11 protein-coding genes are annotated in these 20430 nt (G+C 47.2%); 9 read left to right on the top strand and 2 right to left on the bottom strand.

The window, feature by feature from the left end:
• Nucleotides 1-62 precede the first annotated feature (62 nt).
• On the bottom strand, nucleotides 63-935 hold the full coding sequence (locus tag WBG78_RS03710; RefSeq protein ID WP_337325022.1) for a helix-turn-helix domain-containing protein: 873 nt from the start codon (nucleotides 933-935) through the stop codon (nucleotides 63-65).
• Nucleotides 936-1064: 129 nt separating this feature from the next.
• Nucleotides 1065-1805, bottom strand: a complete 741-nt coding sequence (locus tag WBG78_RS03705) for a DUF4199 family protein (RefSeq protein WP_337325021.1) — start codon at nucleotides 1803-1805, stop codon at nucleotides 1065-1067.
• A 374-nt stretch (nucleotides 1806-2179) separates the two neighbouring features.
• Between WBG78_RS03705 and WBG78_RS03700 the strand changes: the two genes are divergently transcribed.
• The 9 genes from WBG78_RS03700 to WBG78_RS03660 all read left to right on the top strand — a co-directional run bounded on the left by WBG78_RS03700 (nucleotide 2180) and on the right by WBG78_RS03660 (nucleotide 20412).
• A complete protein-coding gene (locus tag WBG78_RS03700) occupies nucleotides 2180-2761 on the top strand; it encodes an RNA polymerase sigma factor (RefSeq protein ID WP_337325020.1) in 582 nt (193 codons plus the stop codon).
• A gap of 54 nt (nucleotides 2762-2815) precedes the next feature.
• Nucleotides 2816-3808: a FecR family protein gene (locus tag WBG78_RS03695; protein WP_337325019.1), complete on the top strand. Its 993-nt coding sequence runs from the start codon at nucleotides 2816-2818 to the stop codon at nucleotides 3806-3808.
• A gap of 155 nt (nucleotides 3809-3963) precedes the next feature.
• Nucleotides 3964-7470, top strand: coding sequence for a SusC/RagA family TonB-linked outer membrane protein (locus WBG78_RS03690; protein ID WP_337325018.1), 3507 nt, complete (start codon nucleotides 3964-3966; stop codon nucleotides 7468-7470).
• 3 nt (nucleotides 7471-7473) lie between these two features.
• Nucleotides 7474-8901: a SusD/RagB family nutrient-binding outer membrane lipoprotein gene (locus WBG78_RS03685; RefSeq protein WP_337325017.1), complete on the top strand. Its 1428-nt coding sequence runs from the start codon at nucleotides 7474-7476 to the stop codon at nucleotides 8899-8901.
• Nucleotides 8902-8954: 53 nt separating this feature from the next.
• A complete protein-coding gene (locus WBG78_RS03680) occupies nucleotides 8955-9368 on the top strand; it encodes a hypothetical protein (RefSeq protein ID WP_337325016.1) in 414 nt (137 codons plus the stop codon).
• A 679-nt stretch (nucleotides 9369-10047) separates the two neighbouring features.
• Entirely contained in the window at nucleotides 10048-13329 is a 3282-nt protein-coding gene (locus tag WBG78_RS03675) for a SusC/RagA family TonB-linked outer membrane protein (protein ID WP_443092763.1), read from the top strand.
• A 41-nt stretch (nucleotides 13330-13370) separates the two neighbouring features.
• The gene (locus WBG78_RS03670) at nucleotides 13371-15101 is read left to right on the top strand and encodes a RagB/SusD family nutrient uptake outer membrane protein (protein ID WP_337325014.1); all 1731 of its coding nucleotides are present in this window, start codon (nucleotides 13371-13373) and stop codon (nucleotides 15099-15101) included.
• 340 nt (nucleotides 15102-15441) lie between these two features.
• Nucleotides 15442-17910, top strand: a complete 2469-nt coding sequence (locus WBG78_RS03665; protein WP_337325013.1) for an ABC transporter permease — start codon at nucleotides 15442-15444, stop codon at nucleotides 17908-17910.
• A 96-nt stretch (nucleotides 17911-18006) separates the two neighbouring features.
• Entirely contained in the window at nucleotides 18007-20412 is a 2406-nt protein-coding gene (locus tag WBG78_RS03660; protein WP_337325012.1) for an ABC transporter permease, read from the top strand.
• The last annotated feature ends 18 nt before the right edge of the window (nucleotides 20413-20430 follow it).

Below are 20430 nucleotides of genomic sequence, written 5' to 3'. Positions count from 1 at the left end.
ATTGGTGAATTGCTATGCTCAAAATTGCATCTCTGTTCACCCGAACATTTGTTTAGAAAGAACTATGATTTGTTTGAAAGGAACTGTTGTCTCAGTTCGTTAGGGCGGAGTCCGTACTTTTTTTGAAAGGCGTTGGAAAATGAACTAAGGCTCTCATAACCCACATACCAGGCCGTTTCCTGAACGCTCATTTCGTGACCGCACAATAGTTCGTAGGCCTTTCGAAGTCGTTCTTCCTGCAGAAACTTAAACACTGGAAGACCAAACAACTCCTTAAAATTCCGTTTCAGTTTGTTACTGTTTAAACCAATCAATTTTGACAATTCCGTCAATGAGGGCGGTTGTGCTATGTTGTTCACCATAATATCCTTAGCCTGAAAAAGCTTATCGGAATTTTCGACTTCGTTATTCCTCTCAGCGGATAGCAATGCAAAGAAATGGGCCAGCAATTCATTCACCTGGCTCTTCAGAAAAAGCAAGCGCGTATTACCTGAATATGGCGTATTGAAAACCTTCTGTACTGCATGCTGCATATCGACATTCATATAGAAGGAAGGACCCTTTACAAAGTTTTGTTCGGGCCGCAACAGCTGGGGAAGCTTCTCCTGAAAGATCTGCTGCTCGGACTGAGGCAATGTATGCAATCGCTCAATTCGCGTAAAGATGCTGATTGACTGCAATGGCCTGTCGGGCGCGATCTTGTGGGAAAATTCTACCCGTTGATTTCCGTAAAACGAAATCGCCATCCCTGTTGTATTCGTGACGTACTTCGTCTGATCGTTATGCCTGATCTCAAGTTCAACACTACCGGAGCCATAGAATGCAAAGCCCACAACGTCAGTGTCAATGGAGCACTTTTGAATCAACGTCGTTGATGCCTTTGATTGCTCGATGAGTACGATGAAGTTGTGAAGTTCAATGATATCTGTTGTCATGTTTTTTGATATACTGTCCGGTCTACGCTCAAAGGTTAACGTGTTTCCGGGAACAAGGTTGGCAGGCCTCCAAGCAATAAAAAAAGCTTATGACCCCTGGCCATAAGCTTTCTTCCAATGTTGTAAAGATTAGTAAGCTGCCTGCTCGGGAAGCGGGATCATTTGCTCCTCACTCATACCCAGCAATGGATAGAAAATGAAGGGAAGGAAAATCATACCGACAGTAAATCCGTCACTCTTTCCAAAGCGCTTAGCCAGGAGGTTAATCACCCAGATGCCGAGTACGACGTTGACGATGGGGATGAACATCAATAAGAACCATATCACTGGCTTGCCTACGATGTCCAAAAGTGTTATCGTATTATAGAAGGGGATCAAAGCTGCCCAGCCGTCTTTGCCGGCCTTCTTGAAGATCTTCCACATTGATTCCATCATGATGATGAGGAACAAAAAGATCACATCAATAATTACTCCGCTGACCATACCGGAAAGTATTATCCGTAAAGGCGAGATACCGCTATCCAGAGCTAAGCGCCAGGCAGCTTCATACTTCTCCTTCATGAGAAAGTTGTAGCCGACAAACTGAAAGATTACCGACATCACTGCTGAAATACCCAGTACTACCAAACCGATCAATATGGCATCCTTGAAAGAAATGTAATCGTTGTTTTTCTCGTTGTATTCATAGTGGCTCCTGGCGATGATGCCAAGTTTAACGATATAAATGAGCACCGCGGTTGCAATGGCAACAAAGGCAATACCCTGATTGGCTCCGGACGATATGCCAAATAGCAACGAGGCGGAAGCAATGGTTAAAACGCCGAGCAGTACTCCGTACTTGATCGACACATTTAATGCAGTTTTATTCATGAAACTTGTTTATATGGGCGTTTGTGATCGAGGGCTTTCGACGATGGCGCTAACAACAGAGAATCGTTTTTTACCTTCGAATAGACGTTTGTTGCATACGAAGATTTATTGCAACGGCATTGCTATCCCTACACTAAGATAGTCCCATGGCATGGCGTATTTCGGGTCATTTCGACCAGGCACTAACCGTGTCGACCATCGTTCCGGATTAGAGCCAAATTACGGGGCGTGAACAGGGAAAAATTGAGCTTTTTCCCCAGGCCATTTTCCCTAAAACGGAATGCGTTTGCAAGCCTCAGAATAGGTGTCATACCAAAACACCACTTTCATCATTGCTCACTTTTTCCTATGTTGTATTTATCCCGAACCCGGTTATGCAGAAGCACGTCGACATAAAGTCATTGCTATTCCAGGTCGCTGAAGGTGACGAAGCCGCTTTCAGAGTGCTATTCAATTCATATTGTCACAGGGTAAATTCATTTGCCACGGGCCTCACACGCTCGGAAACTATCGGGCAGGAAACGGTTCAGGAAATCTTTATGAAGATCTGGCTCAAACGTGAAGCGCTTACTTCGGTTATTAATTTCGATGCCTTCCTGTTCACAATGGTTCGCAATCATGTCTATAATATTATGCGTCGCCAGGCACTCGAAGCACAGGCAAAGTCAACATTTCAAGGTGAAGTTGTTGCAACATTTGATTCTGAGGATGACGATGTTCTTAGCGAACGCAAGCACATGCTCGACAAAGTTGTAGACAGTCTTCCCCAGCAGCAACGGCGTGTATTCCAGTTGTGCCAATTACAGGGACTCAAATATCAGGAAGCAGCCGCGCTTCTCAACATCTCAAGGCTTACTGTAAAAACCCACATGCAGCAGGCGTTGAAAACCATTCGAATGCAGGTTAGCCGACTTATACTAGCAGCGGCAGTAATCATCGTTTCGGAATTTTTCTAAAAATTTAATTCGGGACTACTCCATCCGGCTGGCTCACGTGTCATACGTGAAACTATGCCAATCAATCATACCCGCCTCCGCCAGCTGCTCTTGTCGTATGCTCATGGTACACTCGCGCCCGATGAAGAGTCAGAGTTACGAAAGCTCATTATTGATCCGGACAGCAGGGAAACCATAGAAGAAGTCATGGCTGAGTTGTGGGAGTATGAGCCCACATTACTGTCTCTCAAGGATCCATTGGCTGAGAGCATATTGGACAGCATCATAGCTGCCCGTCCTGCCAGGCGGAGAGCGAGTTGGTATCGCTATGCGGCCGCGCTGGCTTTGGTTCTACTCGGAGGGTCAGCATTTTTTTACTACACAGAGTTCACCCTCAGGGGCGACAATAGAATCACCAATAACGAGAAGCAGCAAGCTTCAACTCCTAAGGCAATCGTCCTGCCCGATGGCAGCACCGTACTCTTAAAAGAAGGAAGCAGACTTGACTATCCCCGATCATTCGATGGACAATCCAAACGCTCCGTAACGCTTGCAGGTGAAGGATACTTTGACATTGTTCACGATGAGACTAAGCCCTTTATCGTGCATACGGGAACACTTGAAACTCGTGTGCTGGGTACGGCCTTCCTTATCAAGGCATATGATAATGACAACGACATAACCGTGACGGTAAGCAGGGGAAAAGTGCAGGTAACTGAACAACAGCGTGTATTGGCCACATTGACAAAAGATCAACAGGTCACGTTCGACAAACAACGGCAGGTTGCTGCACAACAATTGATAAAAAGTGATTCGGCAATGGCCTGGACGCGTCACGACATACAGTTCGATGACATTACGTTCGGCGAAGCGGCTGCCAGACTATCAGAGCGCTTTGGGGTAAAAATGCGATTTGCAAATGATCACGCTTCCCAATGCAGGTTTACGGCAACGTTTATCGAAGGCGAAAGTTTTATCAGGATTCTGGAAGTCATATGCGTATTCAACCATGCGAGCTATCGTCAGATCGCGCCTGGGGAATATGTCATTGACGGTAATGGTTGCTGACAACAGGAAGAACAATTAACCAAAACAAATTACTTAACCTAAACTACAGACTGATGATACACTTCTACCAAAGAGAATGAGTTGTTCTGGTCTCGATAATGCGCCTCCTGAGATCCCAATTCAAAATTCCTAACCCAAAATCATTAACCACCGACATGAAGTCTATACTTTTTCATGCGCCGCATTCATCGCTCATGATCATCATGCGGCTCACATGGCTAAACCCAGAACTGCGACGATCGCGGTTCGCATGCATTGTATTTCTCGCTCTGACTCTCATTGATATTCCTGCATCAAAAAGTTTTGCAGCCGGCACCAAATCGCTGCGGCTCGATAGTATCCAGGTTACTCTGGAGTTGCGAGATGAATCACTAGAGTTTGCTCTTAAGCAAATTGAAAAACGGACGCCTTATCGTTTCGTATATCGCAACCAGGAAATAAAGAAAGTAAACGGATTGACACTTGAAAGCGCCACCCGTTCGCTTGCTCAAACGCTGTCACTCTTGTTGGCCCACACTCCGCTCACCTATAGGGAAATGAATGAGATGATCCTTATTGAGCGTACTGGTTCCGGTCCGCAATCATCCGTTGGCCCACCATTAACGGAGTCGCTACCTGCATTTTCCATTACCGGAGTTGTCAGGTCTGCGAATGAGCCCTTGCCAGGCGTTAGCGTTGTGGTCAAAGGCACGCAGATTGGGACCATGACAGATGCCCAGGGCAAGTATTCAATCGACACGGAAAACGGCATAGCAACACTCATCTTCTCATTCATTGGGTTCAAGACGATAGAAATAGAAGTAAATCAACGCAATGTAGTTGATGTTACCATGGAACCTGATGTCACACAACTTGATGAGGTGGTTGTTACTTCATTTGGCATCGAACAGGCTAAACAGTCAATCGGCTTTTCGGCACAGGAAGTAAATGGTGCTTCGTTGATACAGATGAGGCAACCCAGTGTAGTGAACGCACTGCAGGGGCAGGTTGCGGGCGTACAGATAACCAGCTCAGGTGGAGCTCCTGGTATGAGTTCAAGGATACTGGTGCGAGGCATTACTTCTCTTGATCCCAATGCCAATAACCAACCATTGTTTGTGGTTGACGGAATTCCCATCGACAACAGCACTTACGAAACAGCCAGTGGTGCTACGGAAAATACGCCACGTGGGCTCAGCAATCGCGCGATGGACATCAATCCGAACGATATTGAATCGCTTACCGTGTTGAAAGGAGCTGCCGCCACGGCGTTGTATGGCGTACGTGCTGCCAACGGGGCCATAGTGATCACAACGAAGAAAGGCACGGCAGGTCAACTGCAGGTAAATGCCACGAGCACATTTGGCATGGACCACATCAACAAGTATCCGCACTTTCAGGACGAATACGGGCAGGGCTCGAATGGCCTGTACAATCCAGACGACATTTTTCCCGCCTGGGGCGCGAAGATTGCAGTAGCTAATCTCATAGACCCGGAGTATCGCTATTACGACAATGTGAAGAATGCCATGCAGACCGGCAAGACGTTCGACAATCATATCAGCGTAAGTGGTGGAAATAAGATTGCGACATTCTATACCTCCGTCGGCAACACTGATCAACAAGGCGTGATCCCCTTCAGCACGTGGAAACGAACAGTAGCGAAAGTTTCAGGTTCGTTGAATTTCAATGACAAGTTTACAGCAACAGTCTCGATGAATTACAGCAACTCGGGTGGCAACCGTGTCCCTCACGATCGTTTCATGGAGAACCTCATGTATTATCCTGTAACACGCGACGTTCGCGACTACGAAGATGAAAATGGTTATCAGAATTATGTCGGTTTATCAGACAATCCGCTATATACTGCAAAGTATAGCACCTACAAAGACAGAGTAGACCGTATTCTAGGAAACATTCTGCTGTCCTATAAGCCCGTCGGATGGTTCAGCCTGAACTATCGGCTGGGCACCGACTTCTATTCTGATTACCGGCGGGAGATAGCACCTGGCCCAAGATCTTCAACAGATGAATTTCCGATCAGTGCTACTGGCTACATGGAGGACACGCAGATCAACAGCCGCATTCTTAATTCTAATGTGTTTGCGGAATTCAAAAAGGGGCTTGGTGAAGACTTCACAGCAACACTGCGTTTAGGGCAGGAGTTGTTTCAGGAAGACCGACGCTCTTCAGTCGTGACAGGACAAGAGTTTGAAATTCCGCAGTTCTTTGCATTCAGCAACACCAAGCAATTGCTCTATTACAATGAGATGCGGCAGCGAAGGTTGATAGGCGCTTATGGTGATCTGATGCTGAACTACAGAGACATGTTGTACCTGAATGTTACAGGAAGAAATGACTGGACGTCAACACTGCCTAAGGGGAACAATTCATTCTTCTACCCTTCTTATAACTTAAGCTTCATATTCAGTGAAGTCGTGGACCTCCCTTCGCAGATATCATTTGGCAAGGTTAGAGCATCTTATGGCGAAGTTGGGAAGGACACAGATCCCTATCTGACTTCCACGGTTTATACAAACAGCCTTGGGTTTCCGATCAACGGAATTCTTGGCTTCTCACGCGACGATGTGAGGGGCAGCAACGATTTGCGACCTGAACGGACGACCACTATCGATCTTGGAGCAGAACTAAGGTTCTTTGAGAACAGACTTGGTGTTGAATTCACCTGGTATAAATCAAACAGCCGCGATCAAATCTTCCGTGTACCAGTATCAGAGGCAGCCGGATATCCTACGATAGTTACGAATGTTGGAGAAATCGAAAACAAAGGAATCGAATTGATTTTAAACGCGAATCCGATTCGTACCGGCGATTTCCGTTGGGACCTGATGGTAAACTTCACCCGTAACCGTAACCGCGTCGTGGACATCGCAGAGGGATTGGATGAATTTCCAATTTCAACTCAGTTCGGCTATAGCGGAAGTACAGTGACCATGAAACTCAAAGAAGGAGATGCTTACGGAAACATTTATGGCACCAGCTATCAGCGATACTACCAGGGTGGAGCACCGGAAAATCTCCGTTATCTTGATCATGATCTGCCTTTGGTGATCGGCGCTAACGGGTTCCCTGTACGCAACACGCAACAGCTTGCCCTCGGAAACGCTCAGCCGAAATGGCTGGGCGGCATTCGCAATACGCTTACCTACAAAGGACTGAGCCTCTCGTTCCTCATTGACGCGCGCTATGGTGTTGATCAATATGATCAGTTTCACAACTTCCTGTCGGCATTCGGAAAACTCGACTATTCCGAAAACAGAAATGATGTAGTTGTCTTCGACGGCGTACTTGCAGATGGTACTCCAAACACTAAAGAAGTGTTTCTTGGCCAGGCGGTCGGTCCCGATGGAGTCGACTATGGCCAGGGATTCTATCGTGTCTACTTCAGAACTACATCGGAGAACTTTGTCAAGAATGCATCGTTCGTAAAACTCCGAAACGTAGGACTGTCCTATTCGCTTCCGAAGACATGGCTTGGCAAGACACCATTGAAGGCAGTCAATATTTCTGCAACAGTGAACAACATCATCTTGTGGACACCCTGGATCAACTTCGATCCGGAATCCTTTAGTGGTGGAGCAGGCGGCAATGCCACAGGTTTTACCGGGCTTACATATCCCAGCACTATGAGCACTTTGTTTACACTCAACCTGACGCTGTAGACTATGAAGAATCTCAGAATCAAACTATCAATCATTGCAGCGGTTCTTTTACTCGCATCCTGCAATGATTACCTCGACATCAATGAGAATCCGAATAAACCTTCGGAGGTCCCGATGTCTCTGTTGATGGCAAACGCTTCGTATCGAACGGGAGACAACATCCAAAGTATCGGCGACATCACGTCATACTATGTGCAGTACCTGGCATCGCCCAACGCATTCGGATCAAAGGATGTTCAGGATGCCACGGCCTTTGATGAGACCTGGCAAAATCTTTACAGGATGATGAGCGACATCAGCGACATTCTCAAACTTGCAGACGAGCAGAATTCACCTCACTACAAAGGTACAGCTCAGGTTCTCATGGCAATCAACCTTGGAATGACCATTGATATCTGGGGCGACCTGCCCTATTCGGAAGCGTTCACAGGAGAATATCTGAAACCGATATATGACGATGACCAATCACTATACGTTGTGCTCACATCGCTACTTGATGAAGCCATTGCAAACCTCAGCAACGGAACCTCCGACCTCTCTCCTGGTTCTGACGACTTCATATACGGTGGCGACCTTGCGAAGTGGACGAAACTTGCCTACTCGCTGAAAGCACGCTATCTGCTACACGCGGCAAATTCCGGTGACGCAACTCCTGATGACATTCTTGCTGCCATCGACAAAGGAATACTATTGAACGTCGACAACGGCGCTATCGTCTATTCCGATCAGGGATACGATGTTTATAATCCGTGGGCGAAAGTAGCGATCGATCAGGAGAGCGCTATCCTCGACGGGTGGATATCAGAGCAACTTGCCGATGCTATGAACGGAACATCTTATCCTGTTGTTGATCCTCGTTTACCATTCATGTTCAGCGCCACCGATGAGGGAGAATATATCGGAGTTCCCAATGGACAAGGAAGAGGCACAGGAGTAGATATAAGCGGCGACCGGTCTGTTATTTCAAGAGATACTTACTATGCAGCGAATACCGCACCCATCCTGATCATCACTGCTGCTGAGACGCGTTTCATTGAAGCTGAAGCGGGACTTGCGGCAGGAAACAAGCAACGAGCGTACGATGCCTACATCGCCGGCATTCAGGCGCACATGCGCATGGTGGGCGTTGATGACGCCGACATCTCAACGTACGTAAACAACGCAACTGTAAGCGTCGGCGCTGATAACATCACACTGGATCTCATTATGAAGGAGAAGTACGTTGCCCTTTTTCTAAGCCCTGAAACCTGGAACGATGCACGTCGCTTCGACTATAAGTACAAGAACATGACTCTTCCGGCAAACCTGAACCCCGAGCTGAACGGGAATTATATCAGACGTCTGATCTATCCCGATTCCGAGACCTCACGCAACGGAGCAAACGTTCCTTCCGTGACTCTCCTCGACAGAATATGGTGGGACGAGCAATAGAAGCAGTCCTTAGTAGTTAGTCCTTAGTATTTAGACTCTAAATGGATTTGTTCATGAAAATAAGAATAGCATTTCTGTTGTTGACATTGGCGCTTGCGTCTGTGGCTTGCGAGGAAAATGAAGTATTGCCCGGATATCAAAAGAAAGGAACGACAACGACGACGGTGGCGACGATCTCATCGTCTAATGCCAAACCTGCGAAAGCAACTGATATCACTTTAACGCTGAAGTATGTCAATCCTTTGGCGGACCCTGTAAAGACCGTTGAACTCCGCGCCAAAGTTGGAAGTGGAACCTATGCAACGGTTCAAACATTCGACACGCAGTCCGATACAAAGGACACTGAAGTCACCCGCGAGGTTGTATATACAACTCCGGGCGTATCAGGCACCGTTACGTTCGATATGGTGATTACATCACAAATGCCCTATCCCCAAATCCAACGAACTTCAGTGAGCGTTCAATAATGTGGTGAAACTTCGCTCACCGCGTTGGTAGGCAGTCGCGGGATAACAACCGCGGCTGCTTCTTGTTAGAAAGTTTTGACTAGTTGATTATAGTTGCCCTTGCTGTTTCGGAAGAAGAAACCTCGCATTAATACGTCTTGACTGTTCATCTTCGAAATAAGCGTGTCCGGATTTGAAACCCTTAAACCGATATACAAAACGTCATTGAACAATTTGATCTATTGTTACGACAACCTTGATTATTGATTTGAATTGAATTCACGTGAATGGCGTGAGATTCGTCCGTTGCAAAGTTTAATTGGTACTAAGATTGTTGCGGAAATGTTAATCTCTCGCCTGTAGTATAAAATAGTGCGATTAGTTTTTTAACTTCATATACCTAAGCCTTCTATCGCCAAGAATTCAACTCCTCTCTGTGAGGCTGGTGTAGTTGCGTGTTAAAAGATCTAGCGAGTGTCGATCTCCATTTTGTTTGTGCCTTAACAGACTCGTCCCCCTTCGTTTGACTTTCCGGAAGGATTGTATTTGAATAATTCCTTATTAACTAAACAACAACGTTATGAAAAGACCATTACGTAATGCATTGTGTTTTCTCACAATGTCTGCCGGCATTTATTGCCAACCCGGTTTGGCTTCCGCCCGATCGGTCGACCTAAATTTGTTAGATGATTCGCCGGCTATGACTTCAATGGTCGCGGGCAGTGAGCATCTTTCTTCCTCATCTTTCCAGGCAGACTTTGCCGTATCGGGTAAAGTTGCAGATAACACTGGGCAGGGTTTGCCAGGTGTGAACATTCTTGTAAAGGGTACTGCCAACGGAACCACGACCGACAGCGATGGCAAGTTTAAACTGAACGTCCCTGACGGAAACGCGGTGCTCGTGTTCTCCTTCATCGGATATTCGACCCAGGAGGTGAGCGTTGCCAACCGGGCGTCAATCGAAGTTAGCATGGAGCCAGATATTGTTTCACTATCCGAGGTTGTCGTTACAGGTTACGGCTCGCAGTCGAAGCGTGATATCACCGGTGCTGTATCCACACTCGACAGCAAGCAACTACTTGCGACCCCGACAACAAATCTCGGGCAGGCACTTCAGGGCAAATCTGCCGGAGTTGTTGTAGGTAATGAAAACAGTCCTGGAGGTGGTGTAATGGTTCGCATTCGGGGATTCGGAACGATCAATGACAACTCACCGCTGTACGTGATCGATGGTGTGCCTACGAAAGGTAATTTAAACACCATCAATCAAAACGACGTTGAGTCCATTCAGATCCTGAAAGATGCGTCTGCTGCATCCATCTATGGATCACGCGCGGGCAATGGTGTTGTAATTGTAACTACCAAAAAGGGTAAGAATGGGCGACCAGTATTTACATACGACATGTATGCCGGAACCCAACAGCCAGGCAAGCTTCTTCATCTCTTAAACACTCAGGAGTATGCGGATCTCACATGGGAATCGCGCATCAACGCCGGTGCTGTTGGAGCGAATGGCAATCCAGTTCATGCACAGTTTGGAAATGGTCCGACGCCCGTTATCCCTGATTATATATTTCCAGCCGGAGCGATGGAGGGAGATCCACGGGTAGCGCAGGATGCCAACGGCAATTACATTAACTATAGCAACAACATCGATGCTGCAGATTTCAACAGAACAAAATGGATGATCACCAAAGCCAACAAAGAGGGAACGAACTGGCTTGACGAAATCTACAACCCTGCACCGATTCAAAATCATCAGGTTGGCGTATCGGGTGGAACAGAAGGCGGCAGATATGCAATGTCGCTGAACTACTTCAATCAGGAAGGCATCATGATCTACACGAATTACAAGCGCTATTCACTTCGGGCAAATACCGAGTTCAATATCGGGAAGCGCGTTCGGGTCGGCGAGAATTTTCAGGTAGCCTACGGCGAACGTGTCAATCAGCCCAATGGTAATAGCCAGGAGAGCAATCCAACTTCATTCGCATTCCGCATCCAACCGATCGTTCCCATCTATGACGTATCGGGAACAACGTTTGCCGGTACGCGAGGCACTGACCTTGACAACTCCCGAAATCCCGTTGCCGACCTCTGGAGAAACAAGGACAATGTTCAGAAGGAGTTGAGAATGTTTGGTAACGCATATGCTGAAGTAGACATCCTTGAAAACCTTACCGCGAAGACCAGCTTCGGTATCGACTATCTGACATTCAACTTCAGAGACTATACCATACGCGACATTGAATCCGCTGAATCAAGAGGCTCAAACTCTCTGAAGACTACCAATAACTTCGAGTGGACCTGGACCTGGTACAACACGCTGACGTACAACACAACGATCGCCGACATTCACAAACTGAATTTCATTGTGGGTATTGAGTCCATTAAAGACTACTACGAAACATTCGATGCATCACGCACCAATTTTGCATCAGACGATCTCGACAACCGCTACCTCAGCGGAGGAACAGGTGTTCAGACCAACAATGGTGGTGCATCCAACTGGTCACTCGCTTCAGAGTTTGCAAAACTGAACTACAATCTCCTCGACAAGTATCTGTTTGAGGCTACCGTTCGCCGCGACAGATCTTCGCGCTTTTCAAAACAAAATCTCGTGGCGTACTTCCCTGCCGTTAGCGCTGGCTGGGTATTTTCAGAAGAAGGATTTCTCGATGGAACCAAAGGATGGATGGATCGTGGTAAGCTGAGAGTGGGTTGGGGACAAACCGGAAACCAGGAAATTGGTTACTACAATCCCTACACCATTTTCTCAACCAATCCCATCACGTCATTCTATGACCTGAACGGCTCGCGCACATCTGCGGTTCCAGGCTATGAGCTGACACAATTTGGAAATGCCAATGCAAAATGGGAAACGACAACATCTACCAACGTCGGTTTAGACCTTGCACTGTTTAAGTCGAAGCTGGACTTCTCAATCGACTGGTACCAGCGTGAAACTACGGACATGCTATTTCCAGTATCCGCACCGTTGACAGCCGGCGTAGCTTCCGTTCCGTTCCAGAACATTGGTACTATGCGCAACCGGGGTGTGGACCTTTCACTTGGTTATCATGGACAACTCACTCCGGACCTTACGTTTAGCGTCGACGGTAACTTCAGCACTTATCGAAATGAAGTGATCAAGACCACAGGTGATGCGAACACACAATACTTTGGCATCAACGACGAACGTATTCAGAACTTTGTAGTGACCCAGCAAGGATATCCCATCTCCTCGTTCTTTGGATATACCATTGATGGCATTTTCCAAACTGATGAAGAAGCCCTGAACGCACCGGTGAACAATCTTGGTGTAAACCAGAACAAAGCCGGACGATTCAACTTCAGAGACGTTAGTGGACCCAATGGTGTACCTGATGGTGTAATCAACACGCGCGACCTTTCCATCATCGGTAATCCGCACCCGGACTTCACTTACGGCATTACGCTCAACATGAATTACAAGAACTTCGGTCTTACTGTCTTTGGTCAGGGTGTATATGGAAACGACATCTTTAACTACGTGAAGTACTGGACCGACTTCCCTACATTTGCCGGCAATCGCAGCACACGGATGCTTTATGACTCGTGGCGTCCCGGAAAAACAGATGCAGTTCTGCCTCAGTTGACATCCAGCGACCAGGTGAGCATTCTTCCTTCCACGTATTATCTGGAGTCAGGTTCTTACTTCCGTTTCAAGAACATTCAGCTGACCTATTCGTTACCAACTGCCCTGATATCGAAGATAGGTCTCACATCGCTGAGGGTATACGTGCAGGGACAAAACCTGATCACGATTACAAACTATTCCGGTATGGATCCTGAAATTAACCTGCGCAACTACACGGCAGGTAATGACCGCGTTGCGGGAACATTCAACTACACATCGGGTAGTGACAGACAACTTGGCGTTGACGGCGGTGCATATCCAGCTGCCAAGCAATATCTCGTCGGTCTTAATTTAACTTTTTAACGATCTTCATTATGCGACATATGAAAACTAACGTTATATCTATGAAGACAGCCTTCATCATCTCAGGCAGCATACTGCTGAGTATCGTGAGTTCCTGTTCCGATTCATTTCTCGATGTGAAGCCAAAGGCTGCACTGAGTAGCTCGACGTTACAGAATAACAAAGGTGTTAATTCACTTCTAACCGGTGCTTATGCATTGCTGGATGGATGGGCAACTGCAGAAGGCGCCTATCGTTCGTACCAGGTTGGCGCTGACAACTGGGTGTATGGAAGCGTGGCATCTGACGATGCTTATAAGGGCACAATCGCCGGTGACCAGCCGCCGATCTCTCTGATTGAACAGCACAACATAGCATCTGATAACATTTACTTCCGGGGCAAGTGGCGCGGCATGTATGATGGCATTGCGCGTACGAACGATGTATTGCAAATCCTTCCAAAGGTGATTGACATCACAGAAGTAGAACGCGCTCAGATAGAAGCAGAAGCGCGCTTCCTGCGCGGTCATTTTCACTTCGAGTTAAAGAAGATGTATAACAACGTGCCCTATATCGATGAGGTCACCTACGATCCAAATAACCTGGAGAGCACAAAACTTCCGAATAATACCGACATCTGGCCTCAGATCGTTGCCGATCTGAAGGCCGCTTACGATGTGCTTCCTACGAAACAAACACAACCAGGTCGCGCATCGAAATGGGCGGCAGCCGCTACACTTGCAAAGGCATACCTGTATCAGAAAAAGTATGATGAAGCAAAGGCGTTGCTCCTGGAAATCGTAGGCAGCAACCAGTTCAAACTGATGGACAACTACCATGACAACTTCAAGGCGACTACCAACAACAACCTGGAGTCGATTTTTGAGGTGCAGTACTCTGTTAATGATGGTGCGTCTGGTGGTGAGAACGGCAATATTGGATCGACGCTCAACTATCCATACGGTGGCGGTGGCGTTACAACATGCTGCGGATTCTTTCAGCCTTCACAAAATCTCGTAAATGCATTCAAGACAGATGCTACAACCGGGCTCCCTTTCCTGGACACATTTAACGATACCGATATTCCAAGTGATCAGGGCATTGAAGCAACGGCACCATTCACACCTTATGATGGACCAGTGGATCCACGTCTCGACTGGACTGTTGGACGCAGGGGCATTCCATATCTTGATTGGGGTATACATCCCGGCAAGACCTACGTTCGGGATCAGGCGTATGGAGGACCTTATTCTCCGAAGAAGCACGTGATGTATCGTTCGGATGTCGGCACGAATACATTCGCAGGCAATCCCCGGTTAAATGCGAACAACTATCGGATGATCCGCTATTCACACGTGATCCTATGGCTGGCAGAAATCGCGGCGCAACAAAATGATCTTGAGGGAGCGCGTGGTTATGTGAATCAGATTCGTACAAGAGCTTCACATACTACCGGCTTTGTGAAAAAGCTCGATGGCACACCTGCTGCTAATTATGTAATTGGATTGTATACTAACCCATTCCCGGATCAGGCAACGGCACTTAAGGCTGTTCAATTCGAACAACGACTTGAGTTTGCCATGGAGGGTCACCGTCGCTTTGATCTCGTGAGGTGGGGCATTGCAGACCAGGTGCTCAATGCCTACTATGCAGTTGAAGGGAACAAACGCTCTTATCTCAAGAACGTTCATTTCGTTGCCGGCAAACATGAATATTTCCCAATTCCATTGCAGGAGATATTGAACAGCCAGGTTGCTGGACAGGCGACGTTGACACAGAATAGCGGCTATTGATTTTCAATAGATCACCATTCAAAATTCTTCACTTATCAGGGAAGTCGTCTGTTATGGACGACTTCTCTTGTTTCACCCGACAATAAGCTCAGACCTATGTTATCCCAGGCGTTGTGAGCCGCCCATTTCAATATCCTGGGACCTTACGGTTGACACGACCGTATTCGAATACACCCGACCGAATCCGGACGTTGAATCAGGAAGAGCGGACAATAAACCTTCTCCTAAACGCTAGAATAGGCATTTCAGACCGACTGCTACCCCACGTAAAGCGACTGGCAATCATTTTGCAATCACGTCAGAACGATTAGCCAGCATTAACCTATACCCAACTGCCAACATGTTCAGCCGCATCTATCGAAACTTCAGCAAGAACAAGTTCTTTACTTCTCTCAACATCCTCGGTCTTACTATCGGGATGGTGATTTTTCTTCTGGTAGCGCAGTATGTAAAATTTGAAAAAAGCTATGAGGACTTCGTGCCAGAGCCGGAGTCAGTTTATCGTCTGACACTGGATACTTACGACGGTGGTGAACTGGTAAGCTCCAGTGCTGAGAATTTTCCGGCTGCCGGACCTGCGCTTGTGGCGGCGCTTCCGGAGGTGCAGGGTTATGCACGGCTTTACAACATGGGTTTCAAGAACAACGTGGTCATCACGAACGAAGATGCACGTCCCGATCCTATTGCTATTAAGCAACGACGATTCCTTTACGCTGATGCATCGTTCCTGCCCATGATGGGCTATCCGCTTTTGTCAGGTGACTCAAAAACAGCATTGACTGAACCTAACACCGCAGTGCTCACGCGAGAATTGGCGCGTCGTTACTTTGGAGACGAGGAGCCTGTTGGAAAGATGCTGCGCATGCGTGACGACGATAACAACAATGAGCTCGTCCGCGTAACAGGAGTAATTGCTGAGATGCCGGAGAACACGCATCTCAAGTTTGACATTTTGTTTTCTTACAAGACACTATTTGGCCGTCAGCAACAGGACAATCCCGACTATGGCGTGCGCCGCTATGATCAAAGCTGGTCAAGGAGCGACATGTATACATTCCTCAGGCTGAGGACTGATGCGGATGTTAAGTCTCTTGAGTCGAAGTTCGCAGAGATCGTCGCGAAACAGGTACCCGAGCTCAAAGAGAAAAACCAGCAATACATTCTCAAGCTGCAGCCCCTGCGTGATATTCATTTAACGTCGAGGCTATCCAATGAGGCCGAAGCCAATGGGGATGGTCGTATTGTTCAGTTTATGACGCTCATCGGAGTTTTCGTTCTCGTAATTGCCTGGATCAATTATGTGAATCTTTCCACGGCACGGGCGCTGGAACGCGCGAGGGAAGTAGGCGTACGCAAGGCACTTGGCGCGGCACGAAGTCAGTTGATACGTCAGTTCTTATCGGAAGCAGCGTTCGTTAATTTGCTTGCCCTTGTCATTGCCCTTGCCGTAATGGGAGCGATATTGCCGGGCTTCAACAGTTTATCCGGTTTATCACTAAAAGTAAGCCATCTCTTTGAAAGTTGGTTTATCACGCTTGTTGCAGGCTTATGGTTAGCAGGTACAATATTGTCAGGCTTCTATCCTGCAATTGTATTGTCGTCGTTCCGTCCGGCGACGATTCTAAAGGGCAAATTCAAGAACAGTAGTGGCGGCGTTGTACTTCGACGCTCGCTTGTTGTCTTTCAGTTCATGGCGTCTGTGGCACTGATCGCCGGAACTATCATCGTTTATCAGCAACTTACCTTCATGATGAACCAGGATATCGGAGTGAATATCGACCAGGTTGTTGTCGTTGAGCGTCCAGGTATTATGCCGTCAGGAAAGGAAACTGCGGCGATCGATGTATTCCGTAACGAACTTAAGAAGAACCCGTCGATACAAAACGTTAGCTCATCCACTACTGTACCCGGAGCACAACGCGAATGGAAGATCCGTATGAAACGCTATGATGTGCCGGACGACAAATCCGCTACCATCATACTCAACACAATGGACTACGACTTTACTGACGTTTTCAAGATGAAGTTGCTTGCAGGCCGGCTGTTTTCAAAGGACTTTGTGAAGGATCCTGATACTTCTCTCATTATTACTGCCTCCGCAGCGACAGCATTCGGATTCCGCAATCCGGAAGATGCAATCGGCCAGACGTTGAGTTTCACGGATTATGGGTTCAGCAGTATCGTTGTAGGCGTAATCAATGATTATCATCAATTGTCTTTGAAAAAGAATATGGCACCCGTAGTATTTCAATGCGGGCCCTATTACGGAGAATTTTACTCTATCCGTCTGACCGGAAATAACGTTGACATAGACAGAGCACTGGCCTCCATTCAAAATGCTTACGTGACTGCCTTTCCGGGCAACCCATTCGACTATTTCTTCCTTGATGATTACTTCGGACGGCAATATCGCAATGAGCAGCAGTTTGGAATGCTCTTCACCACATTCGCTGCGCTTGCACTTGTGATCGGTTGCCTCGGCCTGCTGGGACTCTCAGCTTATACTACCGTTCAGCGCACAAAAGAAATTGGTATACGAAAAGTACTGGGCTCCAGTGAAGGAGGAATTTTTGTACTGCTCTCAGTCGACTACATCAGGCTTGTCCTGCTGTCGATCCTTCTGAGCGTACCTGCGGTCTATTTCCTGATGAACAGCTGGCTGCAAAGCTTTGCCTATCATACTTCGATTTCCGTGATGACGTTCGCATTTGCGGGTGCCATCGTATTGATTATTGCTTTACTCACTGTTAGTGTTCAAACGCTGCGCGCAGCTCGCACTAACCCGGTGAACTCACTACGATACGAGTAGCGGCGAAACTTTTTGCAAGGTGCTTGCTGACAACCTGACTTTGTACTTCCGACTTTGCGCTACTAATGAAAGAGATGATAATTAACTTATTGGATCATGCTTAAGAGCTACATCAAAACGTCTGCCCGAAACATCGTGCGCAACAAGCTGTTCTCAGTCATCAACATACTTGGCCTCGGTGTAAGTATGTCTGTGGGGCTGCTGATGATAGCCATGCTCTCAGACCTTTTCTCTTACGACAAGTTTCACAAGAAGCATGATCGCATTTTCAGGGTGGTAACAGATTACCAGGACAAGAACATCACAACGCCTGAGCCACTTGCAACAACCTCGGCACGTGCGTCCAAAGCAATCAAAGAGTCTATCACTGGGATAGAAGAAGTTGCCGTATTGCGTCGCGAGTTTGCTGGCGATCTGGAAGTAGACAACAAGTTCATCCCGCTCAGAGGCTTCTTTGCAAACAATTCACTCTTCCAGGTATTTTCTTTTGAACTTCTGCGTGGCAATCCGGCAAACGCGCTGAAGGATCCTTACAAGATAGTACTTACCGAATCGGCATCGAAGAAACTCTTTGGCGACATCGATGTCCTTGGCAAAACCATTCGCAAGGGTGACGAAACTTACGAGGTAAGTGGAGTAATGCGAGACGTACCGAAGTTTTCTCATTTCAAATTTGACGTGCTGGCATCGCTCGCGACTGTTGAGACACAACTAAAGGACAATACCGAGTACTCAAAGTGGTACAACGTATGGGAATCGTGGACTTATCTGCTGGTCCCACAGTCGGCAGACCTCAACTCCCTGCAGGCAAGTCTGAACAAAGTATGCGAGCAGGAGGGAAAAGCCTATAAAGAACACACCATATCGCTGCGGCTTCAGGCGATGGACGACATAGTTGCCGGCGAAAATCTCAGCAACCAGATCGGTACTGTGGTTGGAGAGACGCCCGTGCGGATATTTCTGTCGCTGACTTTTGTTGTCATTCTTTCGGCGTGTTTCAATTACACGAATCTCTCCCTTGCGCGGTCATTCAGAAGAGCAAAAGAAGTCGGTATCAGAAAGACCATTGGCGCCGTAAAATACCAGGTGATCATGCAATTTATTGTTGAGTCTATAGCTATTGCGTTGCTTGCCCTGGTACTGGCGCTTGTGATATTCCAGTTTGTTAAGCCTCACTTTATCAGCATGGAAGAATCGCTACAGGATCAGCTCGTTCTCGACCTATCGCCGCAGATGGTGCTCGCATTCGTTGTATTTGCAATTGTTATCGGCGTCTTCGCTGGTCTGGCTCCCGCCATCTCCTTTGGCCGCATCAGCGCATTACGGGCATTTAAGAACTTTGCTTCAACGTCGACGCTACAGGGAATTTCATTCCGTAGAGCGCTGATCGTTTTTCAGTACGGCATCTCAATCATTGGTATTACCACAACGATGCTGATCTACACACAATACAAGCACTTCATTCATTATGACCTTGGATTTTCCACAGCCAATATTTTAAACATCGGCCTGCAGGAGAATGGAAACAGCGTCAAAGCAGATCGTCTGAGAAAGGAACTGCTGGAGTTGCCCGAAGTCAAACAAATTTCACAATCAGCGTTGGTAAGCAGTCTGGGAGGAATGTGGGTAAACAGCATGAAGTATACCAAACATCCGGAAGATTCTGCAGCAGTATACTACAACACCATCGATGAAAACTATCTGCCACTTCATGAGTACACATTGCTATCGGGACGAAACTTCAATTACAAAGCAACGGATTCTCTTGAATCGGAAGTAATTGTTAACGAAGCCGTATTAAAGCGTTTTAACATAGCTGGCGGCGACCCCCATAAGGCCATCGGAGAAGTAGTAACTGTGAATAAGAAGAATTTAATCATCGTAGGAGTTCTTAAGGACTTCGTTTACAGCAAGCCTACAGACAATGTAAACAAGGAGGTCGTCATGCGTTACTCAAAGCATCCCAATTACCTCAATGTAAAGATTGAATCAGAAGACTTGCCAGCAACCTACGCTCGCATTGAATCCATTTGGAAGAAGATTGATCCTGTTCATACTTACTGGGCCACATTTTACAGCCAGCAGATAGAAGACAGCTTCAAAGGATTTAATGCAAGCGTAAAGATTGGAGGTTTTCTTTCAACACTGGTGATTTGCATTGCTTCCATCGGCTTGTTGGGTATGGTGGTTTACACGACCGAGATCCGCATCAAGGAAGTAAGCATTCGGAAGGTTCATGGTGCAAGCGAAAGTGGGCTGCTGGTGCTGTTGGGCAAAAACTTTCTGTTGCTGTTGCTGATTGCTGCTGTTATTGCGCTACCTCTTACTTACATCTTCTTCACGCAGGTACTATTGCCCAAAATGGGCGACGCTGCACCCGTCACGTTGTTCGACATGCTGAGCGGAGCAGCCGCTATATTGCTACTCGCACTTGTTATGATCACCTCGCAAACCAGAAAAGTAGCAAGGACAAATCCTGCGGAAGTTCTTAAGAGCGAATAGGAGGTACTAAATGATGTG

The organism is Chryseolinea sp. T2, assembly GCF_037203685.1.
Classification (GTDB): Bacteria; Bacteroidota; Bacteroidia; order Cytophagales; family Cyclobacteriaceae; genus Chryseolinea.
Note: the sequence above shows the minus strand (reverse complement) of the source record. Positions and strands in the feature narration are given on the sequence as shown.

What these genes read in the sequence shown, in the direction of transcription:
- WBG78_RS03710 (WP_337325022.1), bottom strand. Translation starts at nt 935, where the DNA reads ATGACAACAGATATCATTGAACTTCACAACTTCATCGTACTCATCGAG.
- WBG78_RS03705 (WP_337325021.1), bottom strand. Translation starts at nt 1,805, where the DNA reads ATGAATAAAACTGCATTAAATGTGTCGATCAAGTACGGAGTACTGCTC.
- WBG78_RS03700 (WP_337325020.1), top strand. Translation starts at nt 2,180, where the DNA reads ATGCAGAAGCACGTCGACATAAAGTCATTGCTATTCCAGGTCGCTGAA.
- WBG78_RS03695 (WP_337325019.1), top strand. Translation starts at nt 2,816, where the DNA reads ATGCCAATCAATCATACCCGCCTCCGCCAGCTGCTCTTGTCGTATGCT.
- WBG78_RS03690 (WP_337325018.1), top strand. Translation starts at nt 3,964, where the DNA reads ATGAAGTCTATACTTTTTCATGCGCCGCATTCATCGCTCATGATCATC.
- WBG78_RS03685 (WP_337325017.1), top strand. Translation starts at nt 7,474, where the DNA reads ATGAAGAATCTCAGAATCAAACTATCAATCATTGCAGCGGTTCTTTTA.
- WBG78_RS03680 (WP_337325016.1), top strand. Translation starts at nt 8,955, where the DNA reads ATGAAAATAAGAATAGCATTTCTGTTGTTGACATTGGCGCTTGCGTCT.
- WBG78_RS03675 (WP_443092763.1), top strand. Translation starts at nt 10,048, where the DNA reads ATGACTTCAATGGTCGCGGGCAGTGAGCATCTTTCTTCCTCATCTTTC.
- WBG78_RS03670 (WP_337325014.1), top strand. Translation starts at nt 13,371, where the DNA reads ATGAAGACAGCCTTCATCATCTCAGGCAGCATACTGCTGAGTATCGTG.
- WBG78_RS03665 (WP_337325013.1), top strand. Translation starts at nt 15,442, where the DNA reads ATGTTCAGCCGCATCTATCGAAACTTCAGCAAGAACAAGTTCTTTACT.
- WBG78_RS03660 (WP_337325012.1), top strand. Translation starts at nt 18,007, where the DNA reads ATGCTTAAGAGCTACATCAAAACGTCTGCCCGAAACATCGTGCGCAAC.